The following is a 20,104-nucleotide window of genomic DNA, read 5'->3' on the forward strand; positions in this document are numbered from 1 at the left end:
AGGACCCTCAGCAAGTCCTATCGTTGCAGGTCAAGGGCACTTTCCGTGTTTCTGATCAACTCTTGGACAGCCCACCTCGTGAAAGCGCGAGGCTAAGCGAGTTGTTGCATGAGATCTCCGGCCAACCGCAGCAGACCGCGCTCTGCCGGAGTCATGGTCCGCGCCAGCGCCGACGCCAGCCAGGCGTTTCCGTCCTTCACGTGCTCCCGCAACGCCTGCTGGCCAGCTTCCGTGACCGCGAAGTCCTGGCTCCGCTTGTCAGTGCTACTGCGGCGGCGGGTCACCCGGCCCCGACGCTCCGATCGCGAGCGGGCCGCGGTGCTTGAGGTTGGCCAGGATCGAGGAGGAGAGGCGGGGCAGCGGTTCGGAACTTGCCTGATGCTCGGCCCGCATCCGCGAAGCGAGCCGCGAGACGCCGCGTTCCCGCCGAGCACGTTCGGTCGGCGTGAGGGCAGGACACGGGTCGGCGATCGTGGCGCCAGGGCAGTCCGCGGCAGCGAGAGGGCGCCCGGGGCTTCTAACACCGTTTGCCGGACGGCCTCGAAGCCGAGCTCGCCGGAGAGCGCCAGGGGCTGTTCGACCTCTTCGCCTTCCGTCCAGGTCCGATCCAGGCCCCGAAGGGAAGCGCCGGTAGCGGAAGTGCTGCCCTTGGTCGACAGCACTTCACGGAGGGCGCGGGTTTTCGGTGGCCCCTCCCCGCCCACCCGCGGAGGAGATGCGCGCGCCACCTGGGCGGTCTCGGCCCACGCGCTCAGGCGAGGGCGGCGGCCAGCAGGGCGAAGGCGGCGATGATGACGGCCACCCGGACGTAGTGGAAGCGGTCCCAGCGGTTCATCTGCTGCTTCCAGTCGGCCGGCGGGCCGTCGGCGGTCCACGTCTTGGCCCGGTCGTTGATCGGGACGAGCAGCAGGATCGACATGACCACGCTGACGATCAGCAGCGCAGCGGCGGTGACGACGAGGCCGGCGCCGTGGTGGTGCCATCCGGCGACTGCCCAGACCGCGGTGAGGACGAGCGAGCCGATGTACCAGAACGGCATCACGGCGCCGAGCAGCCGGGCTCCGTGGGTGCGGCCGCGTAGGCCGTTGTCGCCGGGGAGGCCGTCGAGGATCGGGTTGACGAAGAAGGCGACGCAGAACTCCACCCCCACCATCACGCCGACGACCACGGTGGTGAAGACCTCAAGTGCATTGAGCATGATGACCCTCCCGGATCTAGCGTTGCTAGATAGTGAGGCAACGCTAGTCCTACTGCCGCTCGATTGTCTAGCAGTGCTAGGATCGAAGTATGTCGGTACAGGAACGCAAGGAGCGCGAACGGGCGAGCCGCGAACGCCTCATCCTGGCGACGGCCCGTGAACTCGCCGAGCAGCAGGGCTGGGACGCGGTCACCACCCGCCGGCTCGCCGAACGCATCGAGTACAGCCAGCCCGTGCTCTACAGCCACTTTCGCGGGAAGCGCGAAATCATCGGTGCCGTCGCCCTGGAGGGCGCCGCCGAGATGGCCGCGGCGCTGCGGGCCGCGGCCTCTGTCGCGGACGGGCCGCGCGCCCGGGTCACCACCCTCGCCCGCGTCTACCTCGACTTCGCCGAACGCAACCCGGCGGTCTACGACGCCATGTTCCAGCTCGACGGCGGCCTGGCGTTCGCGCAGGAGGACACTCCGGAGCCTCTCAAGGACGCCTTCGCCGCCCTGTTGGAGAGCCTCGGCGAGGTCGCCGGGGACGGTGTCCATCCGGCGCTGTTCACCGAGGTGTTCTGGGCGGCCCTTCATGGGCTGGCGACCCTGACCCGGGCGGGACGGCTGCCGCAGGAGGACGCCGAGCGGAGGGTGGAGTTGCTGGTGGACCGGCTCGCCGTGATCTGACGCGCCGTCCGGGCGGGTTGCCAGGGTCTTGCGGCCCGGCCACCGGCCGACAGCATCGCTTCCGACTAACTCGCGCCCTCGCGCCCTCGCGGCGGAGCCGCAGATCGCCGGGCACCGCGGCCCTGAACGTGACGGCAGGACTATTCATGACCTCCCTCCAGCGCAGGCCGGTAGCTGACGGGTCGCGCTGCTGGGGCATGTGTGTGTCGAAGGTGCTCTAGGTTGGCTGACGTGAGTGTGCGGGGGCGGAGCTACCGATATGTCGGACCGGTCGAGCTGAAGACCGCGGTCCGGCCTGGCGGCGGCGGGTGCCCGATCGGCTCGGCGGCTGACTTCGCGGGCTGGATCGCAGAGCGATCGGCGTTGGAGCTGGGCGAACCGTTCACCTTCGTGGTCGGCACGGACGGTGTGCTTCGGCTGGCGCCTCGGCGAAGCGAGCACGTGGCCTGTGCCGGCGGAGACATGGTGCTGAGCGCCGGCGAGATCAGCTTCATGCGTGAGGCGGGCCGATGGGCTGTGAGCGAGGTCAGCAACCAGCCCACCGGGTATTGCCCGGACGTCACCTCCTGGTACGCGGTCGCCCGCGCTCTGGACGGCGTGCAGCTCGGGCGGCCCTCTGGCTTCACCCACGAGGTGGTGTTCCGACGGTGCCCTTGCTGCCAGGAGCACAACAGCGTGCGCGAGGACGACTTCGTCTGCGTCTTCTGCGGCAGCGATCTGCCGACGACGTGGAATGTGGATCCCACTGCGTGACGGCCGAGCGTTGGCTTCATCAACATCCTGCGCGGGGGCTGTCGTTGAGGTACGGGAGTAACGGTGTCACCAAGGTGCAGCGTCAGGCCCACGCACCCGACAGCCGCCGCGTCACGACAGTGCTGAGCGTGCGTATGCCGTGGGCCGAGCCCGGGTCGATACCGGTGAGTTCACAGGCCCGGCGCAGACGGTAGTCCAGGGTGCGCGGGTGGACGTTGAGGGCCGCTGCCGCCGCGCCGCGGTTCATGTCGTGGCGGTAGTAGGCATCGAGCGTGGTGACGAGGTCCGGTCCCGGTTCGAGCCTCCGGGCCACCGCGTGGAGCCAGGCATCGACGAACGGCACGTCGGCGACCGCGAGTTCTACGAAGACGTCCGCCATGGTGTACGGCCGTAAGCGGCTGGACGGCTTCCCCAGCGGGGCCGACTTGCTGATTCTGCGGGCCCGTTCGAGGGCGTCGGGGAGTTCGTCGAGCGGTGCGGTGGCGGTGCCGGCGGCGCAGGGGCGGCCGAGTGCCGCGGCGAAGTCCCCGACGAGGTCCGCTACGGCGCCGGGTGCGGAGGGCAGCCGTATCGCCTCGTCGGCACATGGAACGACGGCGATCAGCTCACCGCCCCTCGTGCCGCTCTCCGGGTACCACACGACCGGGACCCGGTGTGTCTTCACGAGCGCTTCGATCTCGATGGCCAGATCTTGGTCGTCCAGGGGAGCGTCCGGCACGCGGATCACCGCGACGGCGCAGAATTCGGGGAGTGCCAGGTCGAGGACGGAGGCCAGGTCCGCGGCCATGGGGTCGCCGGTCAGCAGTGACCTGGCCAGCAGGGCGACCTGTTCGACGTAGGGCAGTCGGCGGCGCAGCACCGTCACGAATCCCTGTCGGTAGGCGACGATGCCGCGGTCGCCCTGCGGGGCGAACCAGCTCATCACCTGCATGAGTTCCTCGACATCACCGCCCCGCAGGCTCTCGGCCGCCTCCTGGATGTCGCGCAGCATGAGCGTGGTGTGCAGCTGAAGCACCTTCTGCCGCGAATCCGAGGACATTCCGGCATCGGCCCTTACCTCGCCGATGGCCGCGATGTAGCTGAGGTCTTCGTCAGTCAGCTCGCTGTTGTCCGGAGACAGTTCGATCGTGCGGCGCCGCAGCCACACCGAGTATTCCATCGTCTCACCCTTGGCCCGGGGTCTGGTTTCCCAGGAGCGGAACTCCGGAATCTCGCGCACATACAACTCGACCTCTCGGCGGGCGTTGGTCGGCGCCTGCCGGGCCAGTTCGGCGAAAAGGCTCCCCATGGGCGGGAGCCTGCCATCGCAGGTGAGCGGGTCGACAGACGAAATCAGGACGCGCTTTGTCACTTCGCGTGAATCAACACCCCTTGCCCCTGCCGGGTATTTGTCATGGTGCGCAAAGTTCCCGGATCAAGGAGGCGTTCTGCCCCGATCCGGTTGTGGAGCTGCGGTGAAGGCGGCTAAATGAGAGTCGTCAACATGCCGAAATTCGCATGCGCAGAGATCAGCATCGCGTGTGCAATTTCCCTTGGTGTCATTCGATCCAACGGGAGGGGAACACTGATGAAAGCAGGAATCAGGAAGAGACTCGCGGCGGCGGCCGCGGTCCTGTCCGTTTCCGCGGCACTGCTGGTGAGCGCGCCCGGCACCGGTTCGGCCGCCACCGCCACGCCCAGCCTGCGGGCCTTCGGGATCACCGGCGACGGCACCCTCATGGCCACCTTCACCACCGACCGGCCGAACGTGCTCGACTGGGTCCGGGTCATCACGGGCCTCAGCGGCGACACCAAGCTGCTCGCCATCGACCACCGGGTCCAGAACGGTCTGATGTACGGCCTCGGCGAGAAGGGCGGCATCTACACGATCAAGACCCCGCCGCAGACCTCCGACGTGGTGGTCACCAAGGTGTCCCAGCTCCAGGTCGCGCTGTACGGCACCAACTTCGGCTTCGACTTCAACCCGGCGGCCGACCGGCTCCGGGTGGTCAGCGACAACGGGCAGAACCTGCGGCACAACCTCAATGACCACACCACCATCGAGGACACCACCCTCACCACCCCGCCGCTGACCGGGCCGACGCGGGGCGTCACCGCGTCCGGCTACACGAACAACGACCTGGTCGCGTCCACGGGGACGCTCCTGTACGGCATCGACACCACGACGGACAACCTCGTCCTCCAGGCGCCGGCCAACAACGGCACCCTGACCACGGTCGGTTCCCTCGGTTTCGACGCGCAGCCCAACGCGGGCCTGGACATCTTCAGCTACCTGACCAACGGCAAGACGACGTCGGTCGCCGCATTCGCCTCGCTCACCCCGTACGGTGCCAGCACCCCGACGCTCTACAGCATCAACCTCGTCACCGGTGAACCGACTCCGATTCTCCAGTTCCCCCTGAACATCACGTCACTGGCGGTCACGCTCACCGGAAGCTGACGCGCACCCGCTCGCACAGCGGCCCGCCGGACAGTTCCACGCCCGGCGGGCCGTAAGTCCTGTCCTACCGGGTTCGAAAGCGCCGCGGTGCCGAGCAGCCAAGAAGCCCGGAGCCGGAGCCGGAGCCGGGAGGGATACTGCCACGAAGGCGGCCCGGAGCGAGTGCCGGCCGACAGTCCTACGGGTCCGGAACCAACCCCAGCTACCTGCGTAGACACGGGATCCCCTGCCCGATTCCACATACCGCGATCGGCCGCCTCATGCGCCATCAGCCCGTGGCCAGGAGATACGACAAGATCCCCGTCCGCTACGCGGCCACCGCCACGATCGCCGGCCTCTACGAGTGGCTCTGACCTCGCTCGCCAGACTCGGTCAGTGAGAAACGCAGTATCACTGCGGGCTGCCAGGCATTTAGCCTGTGGCGCATGCATCAGCCTCGAAGGCGCGACCGGCGCCTGGCTCGCCGTGTCCCCTCGGAGCCGGCCCAGCGCCGGGCGTTCCGTTTCACGGCCGAGGGCGCTGACGTAGTCCTGGTCGGCTACTTCTCGGCGAAGCAGAAGGACTTCAAAGCGCTCATGGCGTCGGCAGCCACAGAACTGGCAGCCTGCGGCGCTCGGGTCGTCGTGCAGATCGTGCAACGACGAGGCGTCTCAGATGGCGGGGCCCGGAAGATGGGTCTGCCCTACTCCGCGCGGACTCTGCTGAGTGACGGAAAAGTCCGCGAGGTCGCTCAGTTCTGTGAACAGGCCGACGCTGATGCGGTGATCTTCGTTGCCTCCTTGACCGAGCGCCAGCAGCGCGTGCTGACAGACATGTTTGGCCGCCCCGCTGTGAGTCTTGCCGACGTCCTCGCCGTCGGCTAACCCGCTGACGCCGAGCGGGCATGTGCAACAGTCCGTTCCTGTGCTCGACCAAAGCGGCACGTGCACGGCCCGTACGCGTTGACCCGGCAGCACCGCTTCCGCGTCGCGACTCGTGGGCTGGGTGAAGAGTTGTATGAGCATGTCCCGCAGCGGCGTCGCCTCCGACGGGCAGGAACGACACCCTGTCTCCCGGCGAGATCAGGAAGCTCATCGTGCCGACCACGCCGGGGCTGATCGCCCCTTCTGGTACGGCAGGATCAACGCACTCGCGGCGGTCAACGCCACGCCGCCGCCCCAGTGACGGAGCGGCACATCACAGGTCGGAGAGCTCGGGAGTCACGGCCGTGCCCTGGGCGTCGCGTTCCGGCTGACCGAGGACGTCCGGATCATCACCGGGGCCGCACGCCCGACGGACAAAGCCGTGGGCATCGCACTGAGCGCAGACACGTGGCTCACCCCGCACGGGCCGTGCTGCGGCGCAGACCCGGCAGGTTGACGAGCCTGATTCGTCGTGGGCACCTGACGGCGGACGGTGTCGAGGAAGCGGTCGCGATCGTTCGTGACAGCGGAGCGCTCGACGTGACGCGTGCGCTGTCGGGCGAGCAGGACCGCCGGGCGGCCGACGCGCTGGAGGGACTTCCGGAAGGCCCTGCGCGGGCATCATTGTTCGTGCTGGTCGGCCATGTGGCCGGGCGACATGTTCCGGAACAACCTCGTCCGGCCTTGACGTTCGCGGGGCGTCCGCACCCCTGGCAACGGGCGGGCAGCACCGTGAGCACGTCGTGCGCTGGTTCCGTGACTTCTGTGTCGATGTCAGGAGCAGCAGTCTTCATCGACTTGATGGACGCGGGCTCGTGGGACGCCCGGCGTTTCGGTGCCAGGCACTGCACGTACTGGGCGACCCCGGCCGGCACTCATGTCTCGACGGCGGCCGCGCCCCCGACCGGTAGCGGTATCGTCCGGGTGGGGTGGCCCCCTCGACAACATCCGGAAAGACTGCGGCGGCTCGCCGACCAATTCGGGAGGCCAACGCCGCCCCGCTGGAGGGCGTCCACGGACCCGGCTGGGATGATTGCGGGCATGCCACTGGACTGGTCCCGTCTGAAGCACGCCTATGGATCCGCGTCCGACCTGCCACGGCTCTTCGACGAGACCGGCGATCCCGAGCTGGCCGACGAGGCATGGGAGGAGCTGTGGGCCTCGCTCTACCACCAGGGAACGGTGTACACGGCCAGCTTTGCTGCCCTGCCCGTACTGACAGACATCGCTACCGGTCGCAGGCCGGGCGATCGCTGGCAGGCCCTTGGGCTGGCCGGCCGTATCGTCGTTGAGGAGCAGCAGCTTCACGAGCCCGGACACGTCCAGGCACGGTACCCGGCTGCGATCAACGAGCTGCACAAACTGACGCACGACCACGTGATGGCAGGGCCCTTCGAGGGTGATGAAGACGACTTTCTCTACTGGCTGGAGCACCTCCTGGCTTTCGAGGGGGTGCCCATATGGAGGCGCAACCTGCGCCGCGACGAGTATCCCGTCATGTGCCCCTCCTGCGCGCTGAGCCTGGAGATCGACCTTTCCTACAAGCTCCGAGGCACTCGCCGTCGGGACCAGAACACGCGCTTTCGGGTCGTCGGTCGTGAGGGACCCATCCTCACCGGGGTCCGCCCGGCGGCCCCCGCAGACCTGCCGCCGCCGGCGTCTCGGCTCTACGGTCTGACCGTCACGGCTGGCCAGCCGGCGGCCGCAAACCATCTGGTCCATCTGTTCGGCCGCACGACGTGTCCGGACTGTACTTCAGAGTTCTCGATACCGGACCAGATCGCGGCCTTCCAGGAATAGCAGTTCGTGGACAACCTGGACTCGACCTCGTGAGGCGTCTCCACCAGATGAGGCGGCAGGCCCCGGAGGAGGAAGGTGCCCAACCGCTACAGACTGTCCAGGAAGTTCGCCAGAGCGCGCAGGGCACGGCTTCTCCGGCGGTGGTCCTCGCAGCAGAAGTTCTTTCTGCGCCAACGGCCTTGTGGCTGTTGGACCGGCGTTTCACACCACTTGCACGGCCGCGACCGGATCCCTATTCCCACTCCCCCGCCCATGGCGGAACAGTAGCGGTCTTGTGCGGCGATGACGTCGGGCCGTTGATGTCCCTGGCCAGGGGGCTCCTATGCACTCACGCCGTTTTCTCCGCAGGAGCGAGACGTCAGCGTGGTTCGTACGCACTACTGCCAGGAGGCCGCCCCGGGAGAGGCACCTGCGGTGGCCCCGTTGGAGTCGGGACCACCGCTGTGTGTCAGTCCACCTCAGGGTTGTCCTTGAAGGTGCTGCGGGTACAGGAGTCGGCCCCCGCGTCATCGACGCACGCGTACACACGGACGCCGGTGATGTGATTGGTGGCCTCGAACTTGAGGTCGGAGTACGTGACGGTCGTGTCGCAGCCGGTGGAGTTGTAGCGCTTCGAGGTGTCGGTGCCGTCCGGGACGAGCTTGGTGTAGACGCGCATCCGCGTGTACACGTCGTTGGCGTCGCAGTCCGTGTCCTTGACGGTGTAGTCGATGTCCGTGAGCGAGTTCGCCGACCAGTCCCAGGTCGCCTTCACACTCACCCCCGTCCGGCTGGCATCCGCACTCGCGGCGTGCGCCGCGCCAGCCGTGGCGACGATGAGCACGCCACTCGTCGCCACGCCCAGTGCCGCCGTGGCCAGCCGTCTCTTCATCTTCATGAGTCGTCCTTTCCCCCAAGGTCCACATGGCCGGTCTGCCATGCACGGGCAGTCTGGCGGGCGCGCGCCGGGCGGCGTACCTATAACTCTTCAGGGCGACGGGACTTCACCGGGGACGTTCCGCACGGGGAACCCGGCGAGGAGAGCTCTTCGCACTCGGCGCGAGCGATGCCGGACGGTCCCGAGTTCCTCGGTATCGAGGGCGCCGGTTTCAACGCCGGGAAGTCGACGCCGTTGCCGCCGCCCTGGAAGTGGTCCGCTGGCGCGGCTGATCGGGGGGCCTCGTCCGGAGGTCGGGTAACGCCTCGGCGTGTTCGGAGGTCGTTTCGTCCGGCGAGTGTGTTGTCGCGACAGTCAGGGATCGTGGTCCTTAAGGTCTTGGTATTGGCGCTCCGCACTCGGGGCGTTCCAGCAGCTTCGGCTGTCCTGCCCGTTCGAACGTTCAAAGCCGGAGCCAGAGCCGGCTCCGGAGCCGGAGCCGGAGCCGGGGTGGCCTACCCGGTAGACCAGGAGTGCTGCTTTGCGATCTACGGATGCCTCATCAGCGCCCGGCAGTCTTGGCTGGAACCGTGAGACCGCGACACTGGCGCTGCTGTCGTTCGCCATGCTGATCGTCTCGCTGGACCAGTACATCGTCGTGGTGGCGCTGCCCGACATCGCGCGCGATCTGGGCTACTCGGCACAAACGCTTCAGTCGGTGATCAGCGCTTACGCGGTGGCCTCGGCCGGCTTCCTGCTGTTCGGGGGTCGCGCCGCCGACCTGCTCGGGCGGCGCCGGATCCTGGCGACCGGACTCGCGCTGTATGCCGGAGCCGCACTCGCGGGCGGACTCGCGACCGGGCCGGGCCTGTTGCTCGCCGCACGCGCGGTCCAGGGACTCGGCGGAGCCCTGGTCTTTCCGACCACGCTGGCGCTCATCAACACCACGTTCTCCGAAGGTCAGGCGCGTAATCGCGCATTGGGCATCTGGGGCGGGGCGGGCGCTGCCGGTCTGGTGATCGGCGTACTCCTCGGCGGAGTACTGACCCAGGCTTTCGGATGGGAAGCCGTCTTCTTGGTCAATGTCGCATTGGCGGGTCCGGCGTTGCTGCTCGCGTTCGTGCTGATCCCGCCCGACGGTGAACGCGAGAAGGGCCGTACGTTCGATCTGCCCGGCGCGCTGAGCGTCACTCTGGGCGTCACCTTGATCGTATTCGCGCTGGTGCAAGGACCCGGCCTGGGCTGGCTTTCGCCGGGCATTCTGGTAAGTGCCGTGGCCAGCTTGCTGCTGATCGGAGCATTCGCCGTAGTCGAGCGGCGTAGCCCCGACGCGCTCATGCCTCCTCGACTGCTGTCGAATTCCAACCTCATCACCGGCGTCGTCATCGCGTTCATGTTCATGGCGACCTTCGGCTCTGTGCTCTACTTCCTCTCGGTCTACTTTCAACAGGTCCTCGGCTACGACCCCCTGCAAAGTGGCGCCGGCTTTCTGATCCCCACAGCCGTCGTGGTGGCGGGCTCGACTACGGCCGGCCAGTTCGTCACTCGGTTCGGGCTCAAACGCACACTGGTGGCTGCCCTTGCCTTCGGGGCGCTCGGCGCTGTGCTGCTCGGCGTCGCGATCTCGCCAGACGGCTCGTACGTCGAACTGGTCCCGGGACTCGTCGCGCTCAGCATCGGTGACGGCGTGGTGTTCACGGCCATGTTCATCGCAGCCGCGACCGGGGTGGCAGACCGGGACCAGGGCACCGCCTCCGGGATCGCGTCCACCGGCTCCGGCGTCGGCGCCGCGGTGGGCCTCGCCCTCCTCGTCCTCGTCGCGACCGCCGGTCTCGACGACTTCACGGGCGAACGCCTGCGCATCGCGACCGCAGACGGAATCAGCACCACACTGTTCGTGGTGGCCGGCGGGATCGTCGCCATGCTCCTCGTCGCTGTGACCCGGTGCCCGACACCACCAGCGCGGGAACCAGCACCCGCACCCCGCCAGTGGCGTCGCTGCTGAGACGTGGGCCCGAGCCCCTGCCACGACCGTCTCGCCCCAGGCTCTGGATGTGCCGTGCTCGGCAGTTCGATTCGCTCCTCCGGCGGATGGTCCTGTTGTGACGAAGACCCCGCTCACATGGACCGGGGTCTTCGTCGTGTTCAGGTGTTCAGGCGGTGGGTGCCAGAGCGATCAGGATCGACTGGAGGTCGTAGTTGCTGCCGCTGGCCTGGAGGTAGGTACCGCCGTACTGCGTGACCGCCGTCGGCGACTTCATCTTGCCGTCGTACAGCGACATGTCCGAACCGTTCGCACTGCCCGGGTCGGCGGTGACCTCGGCGACCTTCTTACCGTCGGTCGCGTCGAGCCACTGGAACACCACCTGGCCCTTGGCCTTCTGGGTGCCGTTGCCCTTGTCGTTCTGAACGTAGGCGATCGCCACGACGTCCTTGCCGTCCAGTTTGACGCCCATCGGCGCGGTCACACTCAGCGTCTCGGTGGTGGACGCCGCAGCGGACGGGAAGGTCCACGGCTCGCCCTTCGCGGCGATATCGCGGCCGGTGACGCCGGTGAGTCCCGCGATCAAGGAGGTCTGGCCCACCATGCCGGACTGGAGCGTGTACTGGTTGTCCTTGTCCGTGCGCGCGACCCCGAACGCCGACATCGCGGCGAATTCCTTGGGCGGGTCGAAGGAGACGGCTGCCGGCGCTGACGGTGTGGCGCTGCCGCTGCTCTCGGTCTTCGAATCGGACTTGTCGTCGCTGCCACTGCAACCGGCCAGCAGGACGACGGCCGCGGCGATGCCGACGACGGCCATCGGACGCTGCATCATTGGTTACTCCCCCAGTCAACTCAGAATGATCGGCCCGAACGCCAGCAGTTCCCGCTCCCCCGGCTCAGGCAGCCGTATGGAGGCCAGGAGAACGATGTCGGTGGGTTTTGTGAGTCTTGGCAGCGCCCGGGATCCAGCGCTGCGCATGGCCTGGTGGCACCTCGTTGAGTCACCGGTGCCCGATCACAAACGATCGTGATGATGACCAGAACAACGAGCCAGAACACGGCGGGCACCGCACGCGGCACCGGCACCGCCACCAGTCGGCCGGCCCCACCAGGTCGCCGGACTCCCTCAACCTGCCGCGGCCCGACAGCGGCGTGGAGAGTCCGCCGAGTTCCACGGCCGCGCAGCGCCTGGTTCGGTCCTCAGACGACCCAAGGGCTCGGCCCACCCGCATGGTCGAGTTGATCGGCCAGGCCGGCCAGGTCGTCGGCGTACAGGTCGAACCGGTCCGAAGAGGTGGGCGGGTCGCCGGCACGGCGGGACACGTAAGCCGTGCGCAGGCCGAGTTTCTGTGCCCCGCGCAGGTCCCAGGCGTGGGCAGCGACCATCAGGAGCCGCTCCGGCGCTCGTCCGGAAAGGGTGATGGCCAGCTGGTAGACCGCTGGGTCCGGCTTGTAGGTCCGGGCCTCTTCGGCGGACAGGGCCTGGTGCCAGCGCAGCCCGGCGTGGGCGTTGAGCTCCAGCAGTGCCGTCCGGCTCGCGTTGGAGAGTCCGATCAGCGGGAACCTCTCGGCGAGTCGGGCGAGCCCGGCCACGGTGTCGGGCCACGGCGGGAGCCTGCGACCACAAACGGCCAGTGCCGCCACGGCGTTGGGGTCATCGACTCCGGCGGCATCGGCGACGAGCCGAGCGGCTTCCAGGTCGAGGAGGTCGCTCGTGAGGTACGGCCGGACACCGTCGAGCATGCTGCGCTGTTCGCGGTCGACGTGCTGCTGCCACAGAGACACAAGCTGCTCGGCCTTGGACTCATCGAGCGATGGGGCGAGTGCACGAATGCCAGCGCGAATACCGGCGGGTTCGTCGACCAGCGTGCCGAGCACGTCGAAGACGATGGCGTCGATCTCGGGCTGGGACATGGACGCAGTCTCCCGGTAGCAGCAGGCAAATGAGCGGGTGTTACCCGAACACCACGGAAGCCACCCGAATTCCCGAACCGTTCACGGGCCGACGCCTCGACCTATTGTCCGTGGCGATGGCCTTCCTGCTCGTCTCCGGACCCGTCGAGAAACGGATCCTCGCCGGAAGGATTTCACACCGCTCCGGCACACCCTGTACGACCGACTGCACCTGCATGCGCATGCGGCAGGCGTGAGTTGCCAGTCACACCCTTGACGTCTTTGTTGTCAGGAACCACCCGGACGCGCAGGTTCGCCCGAAGCCCGCGCTGATCCACCGTCGGGCACTCAGCCCCTGGTCTCGTACCTGGTCAGCACCACACCGTCGGGAAACGTCCGGGTCTCCACCAGGCTCAGGTTCACCCAGTTGTCCAGGGCTGTGAAGAACGGCGTGCCGCCGCCCACCAGGACCGGATGGGTGACGGTCACGTACTCGTCGATCAGCCCCGCCCGCATGGCCGCCGCGGCGAGTGTGGCACCGGCGATGTCCATGGGGCCGCCGTCGTCGGCCTTGAGCCTGGTGATCTCGGTGACCGCGTCGCCGGTGACCAGACGAGTGTTCCAGTCGACCGACCTGGTCGTGGAGGAGAACACCACCTTCGGCATGTCCCGCCAGCGGCCGGCGTACTCGATCGCCGCCGGTGTGGCACCCGGCTGCTTGTCGGCGGTCGGCCAGTGGGAGCTCATCGTCTCCCACAGCTTGCGCCCGTACAGCGCCAGGCCCGTCGCGTCCACCCGGTCGGACCACCACTGGAACAGCTCGTCGCTCGGCACGCTCCAGCCGAGGTCGTCGCCGGGCGCGGCGATGTAGCCGTCCACGCTCATGTTCATGCCGAAGGTCAGTTTCCGCATGGCGTCAGCCTCCCGTGAGTCGGTATTCGGCGTACAGACCAGTACCGCGCGCAAAAATCATCGGTCAGCCGCCCCGAGGGCAAGTGGACCACCACGCCGAGCAGATACTCCGTACGGAAAGGAACCTCCGACGTACCGGCGGGGACAAGGCAAGCCCGCCGCCACCGCTGTGACATACACGTACCGAGCCCAGCCATACCAAGATCAAACCCTGCCAACTCCTTGACGCCAGACAAGGAAGCCAACACGGGACGAGAAATCCAGCCTCTTCACGCACGTTTCTTGCACCGGGTGCTCTGCGTGTTCCGTGGCGATGCGGTCTTGTGGTGCGCGACCATACCGACGCCGACTCATCACCATCATCGGCATTGCGCGTGGAAACACCGACACAGAAAGAAGGACGTACGTGTCCGGCAGCGAAAGCGAAAACCCGGCAATCGCCTCCCCGACCCCCACGCCGACCCGGCCCAGAACAATCCGGGACTGGTGGCCGAATCAGCTGGACCTCCAGATTCTCCACCAGCACTCGTCCCGCTCCAATCCGATGGACGAGGACTTCGACTACCCGAGAGAGTTCGCCGGCCTCGACCTCGACGCGCTGAAGCGGGACGTCTTCGAGGTGATGACGGCGTCGCAGGACTGGTGGCCTGCCGATTACGGCCACTACGGGCCGCTCTTCATCCGGATGAGTTGGCACGCCGCGGGAACGTACCGGATCGACGACGGCCGGGGCGGTGGCGGCTCCGGCGCCCAGCGCTTTGCCCCGCTCAACAGTTGGCCGGACAACGCAAGCCTCGACAAGGCGCGCCGTCTGCTCTGGCCGGTCAAGCAGAAGTACGGCAAGAAGATCTCCTGGGCCGACCTTCTGGTCTTCGCCGGCAACTGTGCCATGGAATCCATGGGGTTCAAGACGTTCGGCTTCGGTTTCGGGCGGGAGGACATCTGGGAACCCGAGGAAGTCTTCTGGGGGCCCGAGGACACCTGGCTGGGAGATGAGCGCTACAGCGGCGACAGGGAACTCGCCCCTCCCTTCGGTGCTGTGCAGATGGGACTGATCTACGTCAATCCGGAGGGACCCAACGGCAACCCGGATCCGATGGCCGCCGCCAGGGACATTCGCGAGACGTTCGGGCGGATGGCGATGAACGACGAGGAGACGGTGGCGCTCATCGTCGGCGGGCACACGTTCGGCAAGTGTCATGGTGCCGTCGACCCCGGGTACATCGGTCCGGAACCCGAGGCCGGCGACATCGAGCAGCAAGGCCTCGGCTGGCGCAACACGTACGGCAGCGGCAAGGGCGCCGACACGCTCACCAGTGGGCTCGAGGGCGCCTGGACCTCCGAGCCGACCAGATGGGACAACGGCTACCTGGACAACCTGTTCCGGTACGACTGGGAGCTGACGACGAGCCCTGCCGGTGCCAAGCAGTGGACTCCCACGGACCCCTCGGCCAAGGACACGGTGCCCGACGCCCATGACGCGTCGAAGAGGCACGCACCCATGATGCTGACGACGGACCTGGCGCTGAAGCTGGATCCGGTCTACGGCCCGATCGCGAAGAGCTTCCACGAGAACCCGGACTACCTCGCGGAAGCGTTCGCCAAGGCCTGGTACAAGCTGCTGCACCGCGACATGGGTCCCGTCACGCGGTACCTCGGGCCGTGGGTCCCCGAGCCGCAGCTTTGGCAGGATCCCGTCCCGAAGGTCGATCACGAACTCGTCGCAGACGCGGACGTCACCGCCCTCAAGGACACGATCGTCGCCTCGGGACTCTCCATCTCCCAGCTGGTCACCACCGCGTGGGCGGCGGCAGCGAGCTTCCGCGGCACCGACAAGCGGGGCGGGGCCAACGGGGCTCGGATCCGGCTCGCGCCGCAAAGGGACTGGGAGGTCAACGACCTGCCCGAGGTGGCCGAGGTGGTGCAGAAACTGGAGCAGATCCAGCACGACTTCAACCTCTCGCACAACGGCCAAACGAAGGTCTCGCTCGCCGACCTGATCGTCCTGGGCGGGTGCGCGGCCGTCGAGCAAGCCGCGAAGAACGCCGGATACGACATCACGGTCCCGTTCGCACCGGGGCGCACGGACGCCTCGCAGGACCAGACCGACGTGGAGGCGTTCGCCGTGCTCGAACCCAGAGCCGACGGGTTCCGCAACTACCTCCGGGCGGGAGAGAAGCTGTCGCCGGAGACCCTGCTTCTGGATCGCGCCAACCTGTTGACGCTGACCGCTCCCGAGATGACGGTGCTGATCGGCGGCATGCGGGTCCTGAACACCGGCTTCAAGCGATCACCCCACGGTGTCTTCACAGACCGGCCCGAGACCTTGTCCAACGACTTCTTCGTCAACCTGCTCCACATGGGCACGGAGTGGAAGGTCGCGGCTTCGGACGAGAACGTATTCGAAGGCCGCGATCGCGCCACGAACGAGCTCAAGTGGACCGCCACCGCGGTCGACCTCATCTTCGGTTCACACTCCCAGCTCCGAGCCGTCTCGGAGGTCTACGCGTCCCAGGACGCGGGAGACAAGTTCGTGCGTGACTTCGTGGCCGCGTGGGACAAGGTGATGAACCTCGATCGGTTCGACCTCACCTGACCCGAACGTCCCGAGGTCCGTGGCCTGGCAGGGGCGACCATCAGGCGCCGACGGGGACACAAGCCCGCTTCGAGCGTCCTGGTTGTCGATCGCGAGCCTGTCCGTTCGCGTGACCGGGCCGCGCCACGACCGGTCGGGCCATCGAGGCGGCCTCCCCCGCAGCCGGGGGCGATCAGGTCCGACAGCTGCGGGGTGACCGCGCGGTCACCCTCGGCGCCTGCTTCAGGGCAGTCGCAGGGAAGCCCCGGCAGTGGCCCCATCCGCCCAGTCCTGGATGAGCCGCACGGTCCGCTCGGGGCGTTCCTCGTGCAGGTAGTGGCCGACCCCGGGCCAGTGGTCCACACGCGAGCCGGGTACGTGAAGGGTGCCTCGCTCCCACTCGGCGGCCTCGGCCGACGTCCACACCGTCAGGGCTGGCTGCGTACGCCTGCGCAGGTACGCCTCGCTGTGCGGGCGGACACCGACGGCGTCCGGGTCGGTGTACATGCCGGCGTATGCCTGGGCAATGACGTGGTCCGGGGTGCCGAGCATGGTGCGTATGTGAGCGGTGCCCAGGCCGGTCGGGGCGTGCGCGGAGAAGGCCCCGGCCACGAAGGCGGCGGCCGCCCGAGCCCCCTGCTCCCGGTACTCGGACAGCCTCCTCGGAATGCCGTCCACCTCGGCACCGTGCGCCCCGTGGGCGGGGTCGAGGGCGACGACCGACCGGACCAGTCCCGGATGCCGTACGGCGAGCAGGTTGACCACCTGCCCGCCCATGGAGTGGCCGACGGCGACGACCGGGTCGCAGTCCAGGGCCTCGACCAGCACGGCCAGATCGTCCGCCATCTCCAGCGGCGAGTTGCCCTGTTCCGGCGCTTCGGAGCGGCCGTGACCGCGCAGGTCGGGGACGATCACGCGGAACCGGTCGGCCAGCGTTTCCGCGTGGACCGACCATTCCCGGCCGTCGCCACCCCAGCCATGGACCAGCAGCAGGCCCGTAGCGTCGGAAGGCCCCAAGCTCGTGAAGAACAGGCGGATGCGGCCTAGGTCGATCACGTGTGGCCCTCCCGGATAGCTGGATAGCTGGATAGCTGGATAGGCGGCGTACCTCACGGACCGCACGAGAAGGTCGAGGTAGCGACGTGGGCCGGTGCGGTTCTCTCGCACCGCACCGGCCCGGGAGTGGGTTCAGCCCCGGTACAGCACGAGCGTGCTGAGCGGGCCGAGCTTCGGCCGGTGGCCGGCACCGAACTTCCTGCCCGTGGCGAGGTCCCGGGCGGGGCCGAAGTCCTGGCGGGCGGGGAGGGTGAAGGTCTTGTCGGTGCTGGTGTTCATGGCGATGAGGTAGTCGCCGTATTCGCAGAGATAGAAGGGTGCGCGGCCTACGAGCATGGTCTCCACGCCGTCGAAGTGGACGCCGAGGGTGGGGTCCGGGATGTCGTCGGGGACGGGGGCCAGGTGGTAGACGTCGCCGGCGAGTGCCTGGTGGAGGGCGTCGCCGGGTGGCGGGAAGCCGCCGGGCGGGATGTGGGCGGCGCCGGGGTCGTTGATGGCGTAGTCCCACAGGACCCAGTCGCGGGCCGTGAAGGTCTTGTCGGTGGTGCCCGCGCTGCGCTCGCGGATGGTGGCGGAGCGCTGGTCGACGGGGGTGACGTGGTGGATGCGGGCGTAGTTGTTCACGCCCTGGCGGGAGCGGAAGTAGAGCGAGGCGAAGAGGAGTTCCCTGCCGTTCTTCACTGCCACGCAGCCGTTCTCCTCGTCGGTGAGGACGAAGTCGGGCTGGTCCCAGTCGGTCGGGATCCGGGCCGGTCGGGAGGCCAGGGACTGGAACTCCGGCCAGTCACGGGAGAGGAACCGCAGGGCGTTCAGGCCGACCCTGGTCCAGGTGTGAGTGGCCTGGAGGTTCAACTGCGGGTAGAGCTGGCCGTCGGCGACCATCTCCTGTGTCCAGCCGACGATGTCGGGGTCCTTGAACACGGCCGCCGACATCACGGGGTTGGAGTCCCAGGCGGTGCGGGAGGCGTACGCGGTCTCACCGGGGAACACCTCGTTGCGCCAGCCGATGACGGTCTCGATACGGGAGATCCGGTGGTGGTCCTTGTCGACGTCGACGACCCGGAACCTCCCGCGCGCCTTGGTCATCATGACCATGTGGTCGCGCAGTTCGGGCGCTTCCTGTCCCTGGTACCCGCGCGTGACCGACTCGTACATCATGACCAGCCAGTCGATGACCTCCCCGTAGCTGCCGACATACCCGAGTTCACGGGTCAGACCCGCCTTGGTCACCTGGTGGTAGCCGTCACCGAGCGGTTTGGTCGGCTTGCCGTTCGCGTCCTCCGGACCGAGGTAGGGGACCATCCCGATCGACTGGTACAGGTAGTCGCGGGCCCTGTCCTCGGACTGGGCCAGGTCCGGGGCGAGGAGCTTCAGGCCGCGGTTGGTCTGGTAGAGGCCGATGGCGCAGATCTGGGCCTGGTTGCTGTAGTGCGGGAAGTGCTGTCGCCAGTAGTCGCGGCTGGACCTGAGCATGTCGACGTAGGCGGCCTTGCGCACCGGCGGCACGGGGGTGGTCGTGTCGGCGGGGGCGACGAGGGTGACGTCGTCGAACCAGGCCCTGCCGGGGCCGGACAGGCGCAGGTGCATGTCGACCTGGGTGGCGCCGGCCGGGGTGTCGAAGACGAACTCGACGTACTCCCAGTCGTGGGTGCCCTTGGCCGCGTACACCTTGTGGTCGCTTCCGACGATCTTGCCGCTCGCGTCGTAGAACAGCGGGTCGATGTGGGCTCCGAGGCCGGTGACGCCGTCCGTCTTGATCCAGGCTCCGTATGTGTAGGTGCCTTGGGCTATACGAGTCTTCGACGCGGGGCTGACGTAGCTGTAGCCGTTGGCCGTGGTGACCTGGAGTTTGAGCGAGGCGGTGCCGGAGTGCGAGACGGTGCTGTCTCGGGTCCAGGTACCGCCGCCCGCGGTGGCCCAGCCTGGCATCTGCCACGCGGTGGGCGTGGCGGCACCGGACTCGAAGCCGGGGTTGGCGATGGCGTACGGAGAACCGGTGACCCGCTCGTCGAGGCGGGCGCCGAGGTGCTCCCACAGCAGGGCCAGCACCAGGCCGACCCGGCCGAAGCCCTGCCACTGCTGGTCGGAGCCGGTCATGACGGTGGAGTCGGCCTTCCACGCCATGTACCGGCCGTCGATCGCCTGGAGCACACGGTCGATCGCCTCCGGCCTGCCGTGGGCCGGGCTGCCCTGCCACAGATAGCCCTCGGCCAGCGACTGCATGGCCCAGCCGTCCAGGGTGGCCGGGTTGCCGGTGGTGAGGAGGTTCCTCTGGTCCTTCTGCACCCGCGCCTTGATGGCGTCGATGACCTCCTCGCCGCCGGTGCGCGCGGTCGGCGTGGGCGCGGTCCCCTGGACCTCGCCCTTGGGCGGCACGAAGTAGGGGTCGGTGTGGGTGTAGAGGCGGTAGATGCCGCGCGAGGGCGTGGTCATGGTGCGGTAGAGCTGCGTGGCGTTCTGGCCGTAGGCCCAGATGCGGCCCATCGCCCGGATCTCCAGGGTCACCTTCTTCCGGCCGGCGGTCATCTTCTCCGGCAGCGGCAGGGTGTGGAAGAAGAAGCGGCCCGGGGTGCGCGGGGCGGTGTCGAGGATGTCGAGGCTGTCCACGGCGCCCTGGTCCTGGTAGCCCACCTGCTTGCCCTCGCAGAAGAGCTGGAGCCGCCACATGTCGGTGCCGGCCGCGGCCTCCTCGGAGGTGTCGTCGTGGTCGTCGCCCCACAGCCGGACCGTGACGTAGGTGGTGCCGCTCGGGCGGACGGCGACGTCGAATTTCAGGGTGCCGCCCCAGTACGACGCGGGAGCGGTCGGGTTGAGGACGCGGGCGGGCTGGCCGAGGCCACCGGTGACCGTGTCGGAGAGGGTGGCGTTGAGATGGTGCGCGGCCTCGGAGTCCGCGTCGCCGAAGACCACGACGTCCAGCGGGGCGCAGCCGCGTGCACGCGAGGTGTCCGACTCGGCGGCGGCCGCGGGTGCGGCCGTCGGCAGGCCGATCGCGGCGGCCGCGGCACCGGTCGCTCCGGCGTACTTGAGCACGTCACGTCTTCTGGGTGCGTTGGGCACGGTTGTT

Annotated in this window: 16 protein-coding genes; 8 read left to right on the forward strand and 8 right to left on the reverse strand. The window is 68.1% G+C overall.

Annotation, left to right across the window (positions count from 1 at the left end):
- Window positions 1-751: 751 nt before the first annotated feature.
- Window positions 752-1,198: an anthrone oxygenase family protein gene (locus ACFU95_RS36015; RefSeq protein ID WP_383836922.1), complete on the reverse strand. Its 447-nt coding sequence runs from the start codon at window positions 1,196-1,198 to the stop codon at window positions 752-754.
- A gap of 89 nt (window positions 1,199-1,287) precedes the next feature.
- Between ACFU95_RS36015 and ACFU95_RS36020 the strand changes: the two genes are divergently transcribed.
- Together ACFU95_RS36020 and ACFU95_RS36025 are read left to right on the forward strand one after the other, a co-directional pair.
- On the forward strand, window positions 1,288-1,866 hold the full coding sequence (locus tag ACFU95_RS36020; protein ID WP_383836925.1) for a TetR/AcrR family transcriptional regulator: 579 nt from the start codon (window positions 1,288-1,290) through the stop codon (window positions 1,864-1,866).
- Between the two features lie 231 nt (window positions 1,867-2,097).
- Window positions 2,098-2,619, forward strand: a complete 522-nt coding sequence (locus tag ACFU95_RS36025) for a hypothetical protein (protein ID WP_383837082.1) — start codon at window positions 2,098-2,100, stop codon at window positions 2,617-2,619.
- Window positions 2,620-2,701: 82 nt separating this feature from the next.
- Here ACFU95_RS36025 and ACFU95_RS36030 read toward each other — a convergent pair whose 3' ends face one another.
- Window positions 2,702-3,907 carry a PucR family transcriptional regulator gene (locus ACFU95_RS36030; protein ID WP_383836928.1) on the reverse strand — a complete coding sequence of 402 codons (1,206 nt, stop codon included), beginning with the start codon at window positions 3,905-3,907 and terminating at the stop codon, window positions 2,702-2,704.
- 279 nt (window positions 3,908-4,186) lie between these two features.
- Here ACFU95_RS36030 and ACFU95_RS36035 point away from each other — a divergent pair, with 279 nt between their 5' ends.
- From ACFU95_RS36035 to ACFU95_RS36050, 4 genes are all read left to right on the forward strand, one after another.
- Window positions 4,187-5,059: a DUF4394 domain-containing protein gene (locus ACFU95_RS36035; RefSeq protein ID WP_383836931.1), complete on the forward strand. Its 873-nt coding sequence runs from the start codon at window positions 4,187-4,189 to the stop codon at window positions 5,057-5,059.
- 425 nt (window positions 5,060-5,484) lie between these two features.
- A complete protein-coding gene (locus tag ACFU95_RS36040; protein ID WP_383836934.1) occupies window positions 5,485-5,922 on the forward strand; it encodes a hypothetical protein in 438 nt (145 codons plus the stop codon).
- A 133-nt stretch (window positions 5,923-6,055) separates the two neighbouring features.
- Window positions 6,056-6,223, forward strand: coding sequence for a hypothetical protein (locus ACFU95_RS36045; RefSeq protein WP_383836937.1), 168 nt, complete (start codon window positions 6,056-6,058; stop codon window positions 6,221-6,223).
- 191 nt (window positions 6,224-6,414) lie between these two features.
- The gene (locus tag ACFU95_RS36050) at window positions 6,415-7,761 is read left to right on the forward strand and encodes a hypothetical protein (RefSeq protein ID WP_383836940.1); all 1,347 of its coding nucleotides are present in this window, start codon (window positions 6,415-6,417) and stop codon (window positions 7,759-7,761) included.
- A 448-nt stretch (window positions 7,762-8,209) separates the two neighbouring features.
- Here ACFU95_RS36050 and ACFU95_RS36055 read toward each other — a convergent pair whose 3' ends face one another.
- Window positions 8,210-8,638, reverse strand: a complete 429-nt coding sequence (locus tag ACFU95_RS36055; RefSeq protein WP_383836943.1) for a hypothetical protein — start codon at window positions 8,636-8,638, stop codon at window positions 8,210-8,212.
- A 520-nt stretch (window positions 8,639-9,158) separates the two neighbouring features.
- Here ACFU95_RS36055 and ACFU95_RS36060 point away from each other — a divergent pair.
- Complete coding sequence (locus tag ACFU95_RS36060) at window positions 9,159-10,622, forward strand: MFS transporter (RefSeq protein ID WP_383836945.1); 1,464 nt, start codon at window positions 9,159-9,161, stop codon at window positions 10,620-10,622.
- Between the two features lie 148 nt (window positions 10,623-10,770).
- Here the strand turns inward: ACFU95_RS36060 and ACFU95_RS36065 are convergent, their stop codons facing one another.
- From ACFU95_RS36065 to ACFU95_RS36075, 3 genes are all read right to left on the reverse strand, one after another.
- Window positions 10,771-11,433: a hypothetical protein gene (locus ACFU95_RS36065; protein ID WP_383836948.1), complete on the reverse strand. Its 663-nt coding sequence runs from the start codon at window positions 11,431-11,433 to the stop codon at window positions 10,771-10,773.
- Between the two features lie 368 nt (window positions 11,434-11,801).
- Window positions 11,802-12,515 carry a haloacid dehalogenase type II gene (locus ACFU95_RS36070; protein ID WP_383836951.1) on the reverse strand — a complete coding sequence of 238 codons (714 nt, stop codon included), beginning with the start codon at window positions 12,513-12,515 and terminating at the stop codon, window positions 11,802-11,804.
- 327 nt (window positions 12,516-12,842) lie between these two features.
- A complete protein-coding gene (locus ACFU95_RS36075) occupies window positions 12,843-13,406 on the reverse strand; it encodes a dihydrofolate reductase family protein (protein WP_383836954.1) in 564 nt (187 codons plus the stop codon).
- 406 nt (window positions 13,407-13,812) lie between these two features.
- Between ACFU95_RS36075 and katG the strand changes: the two genes are divergently transcribed.
- Entirely contained in the window at window positions 13,813-16,002 is a 2,190-nt protein-coding gene (katG, locus tag ACFU95_RS36080) for a catalase/peroxidase HPI (RefSeq protein WP_383836957.1), read from the forward strand.
- 222 nt (window positions 16,003-16,224) lie between these two features.
- Here the strand turns inward: katG and ACFU95_RS36085 are convergent, their stop codons facing one another.
- Together ACFU95_RS36085 and ACFU95_RS36090 are read right to left on the reverse strand one after the other, a co-directional pair.
- Window positions 16,225-17,037, reverse strand: a complete 813-nt coding sequence (locus tag ACFU95_RS36085; RefSeq protein WP_383836960.1) for an alpha/beta fold hydrolase — start codon at window positions 17,035-17,037, stop codon at window positions 16,225-16,227.
- Between the two features lie 132 nt (window positions 17,038-17,169).
- Window positions 17,170-20,097: a Tat pathway signal sequence domain protein gene (locus ACFU95_RS36090; RefSeq protein ID WP_383836963.1), complete on the reverse strand. Its 2,928-nt coding sequence runs from the start codon at window positions 20,095-20,097 to the stop codon at window positions 17,170-17,172.
- Window positions 20,098-20,104: the final 7 nt, after the last annotated feature.

Origin of the sequence: Streptomyces sp. NPDC057623 (assembly GCF_042800355.1) — a bacterium.
Classification (GTDB): domain Bacteria; phylum Actinomycetota; class Actinomycetes; order Streptomycetales; family Streptomycetaceae; genus Streptomyces.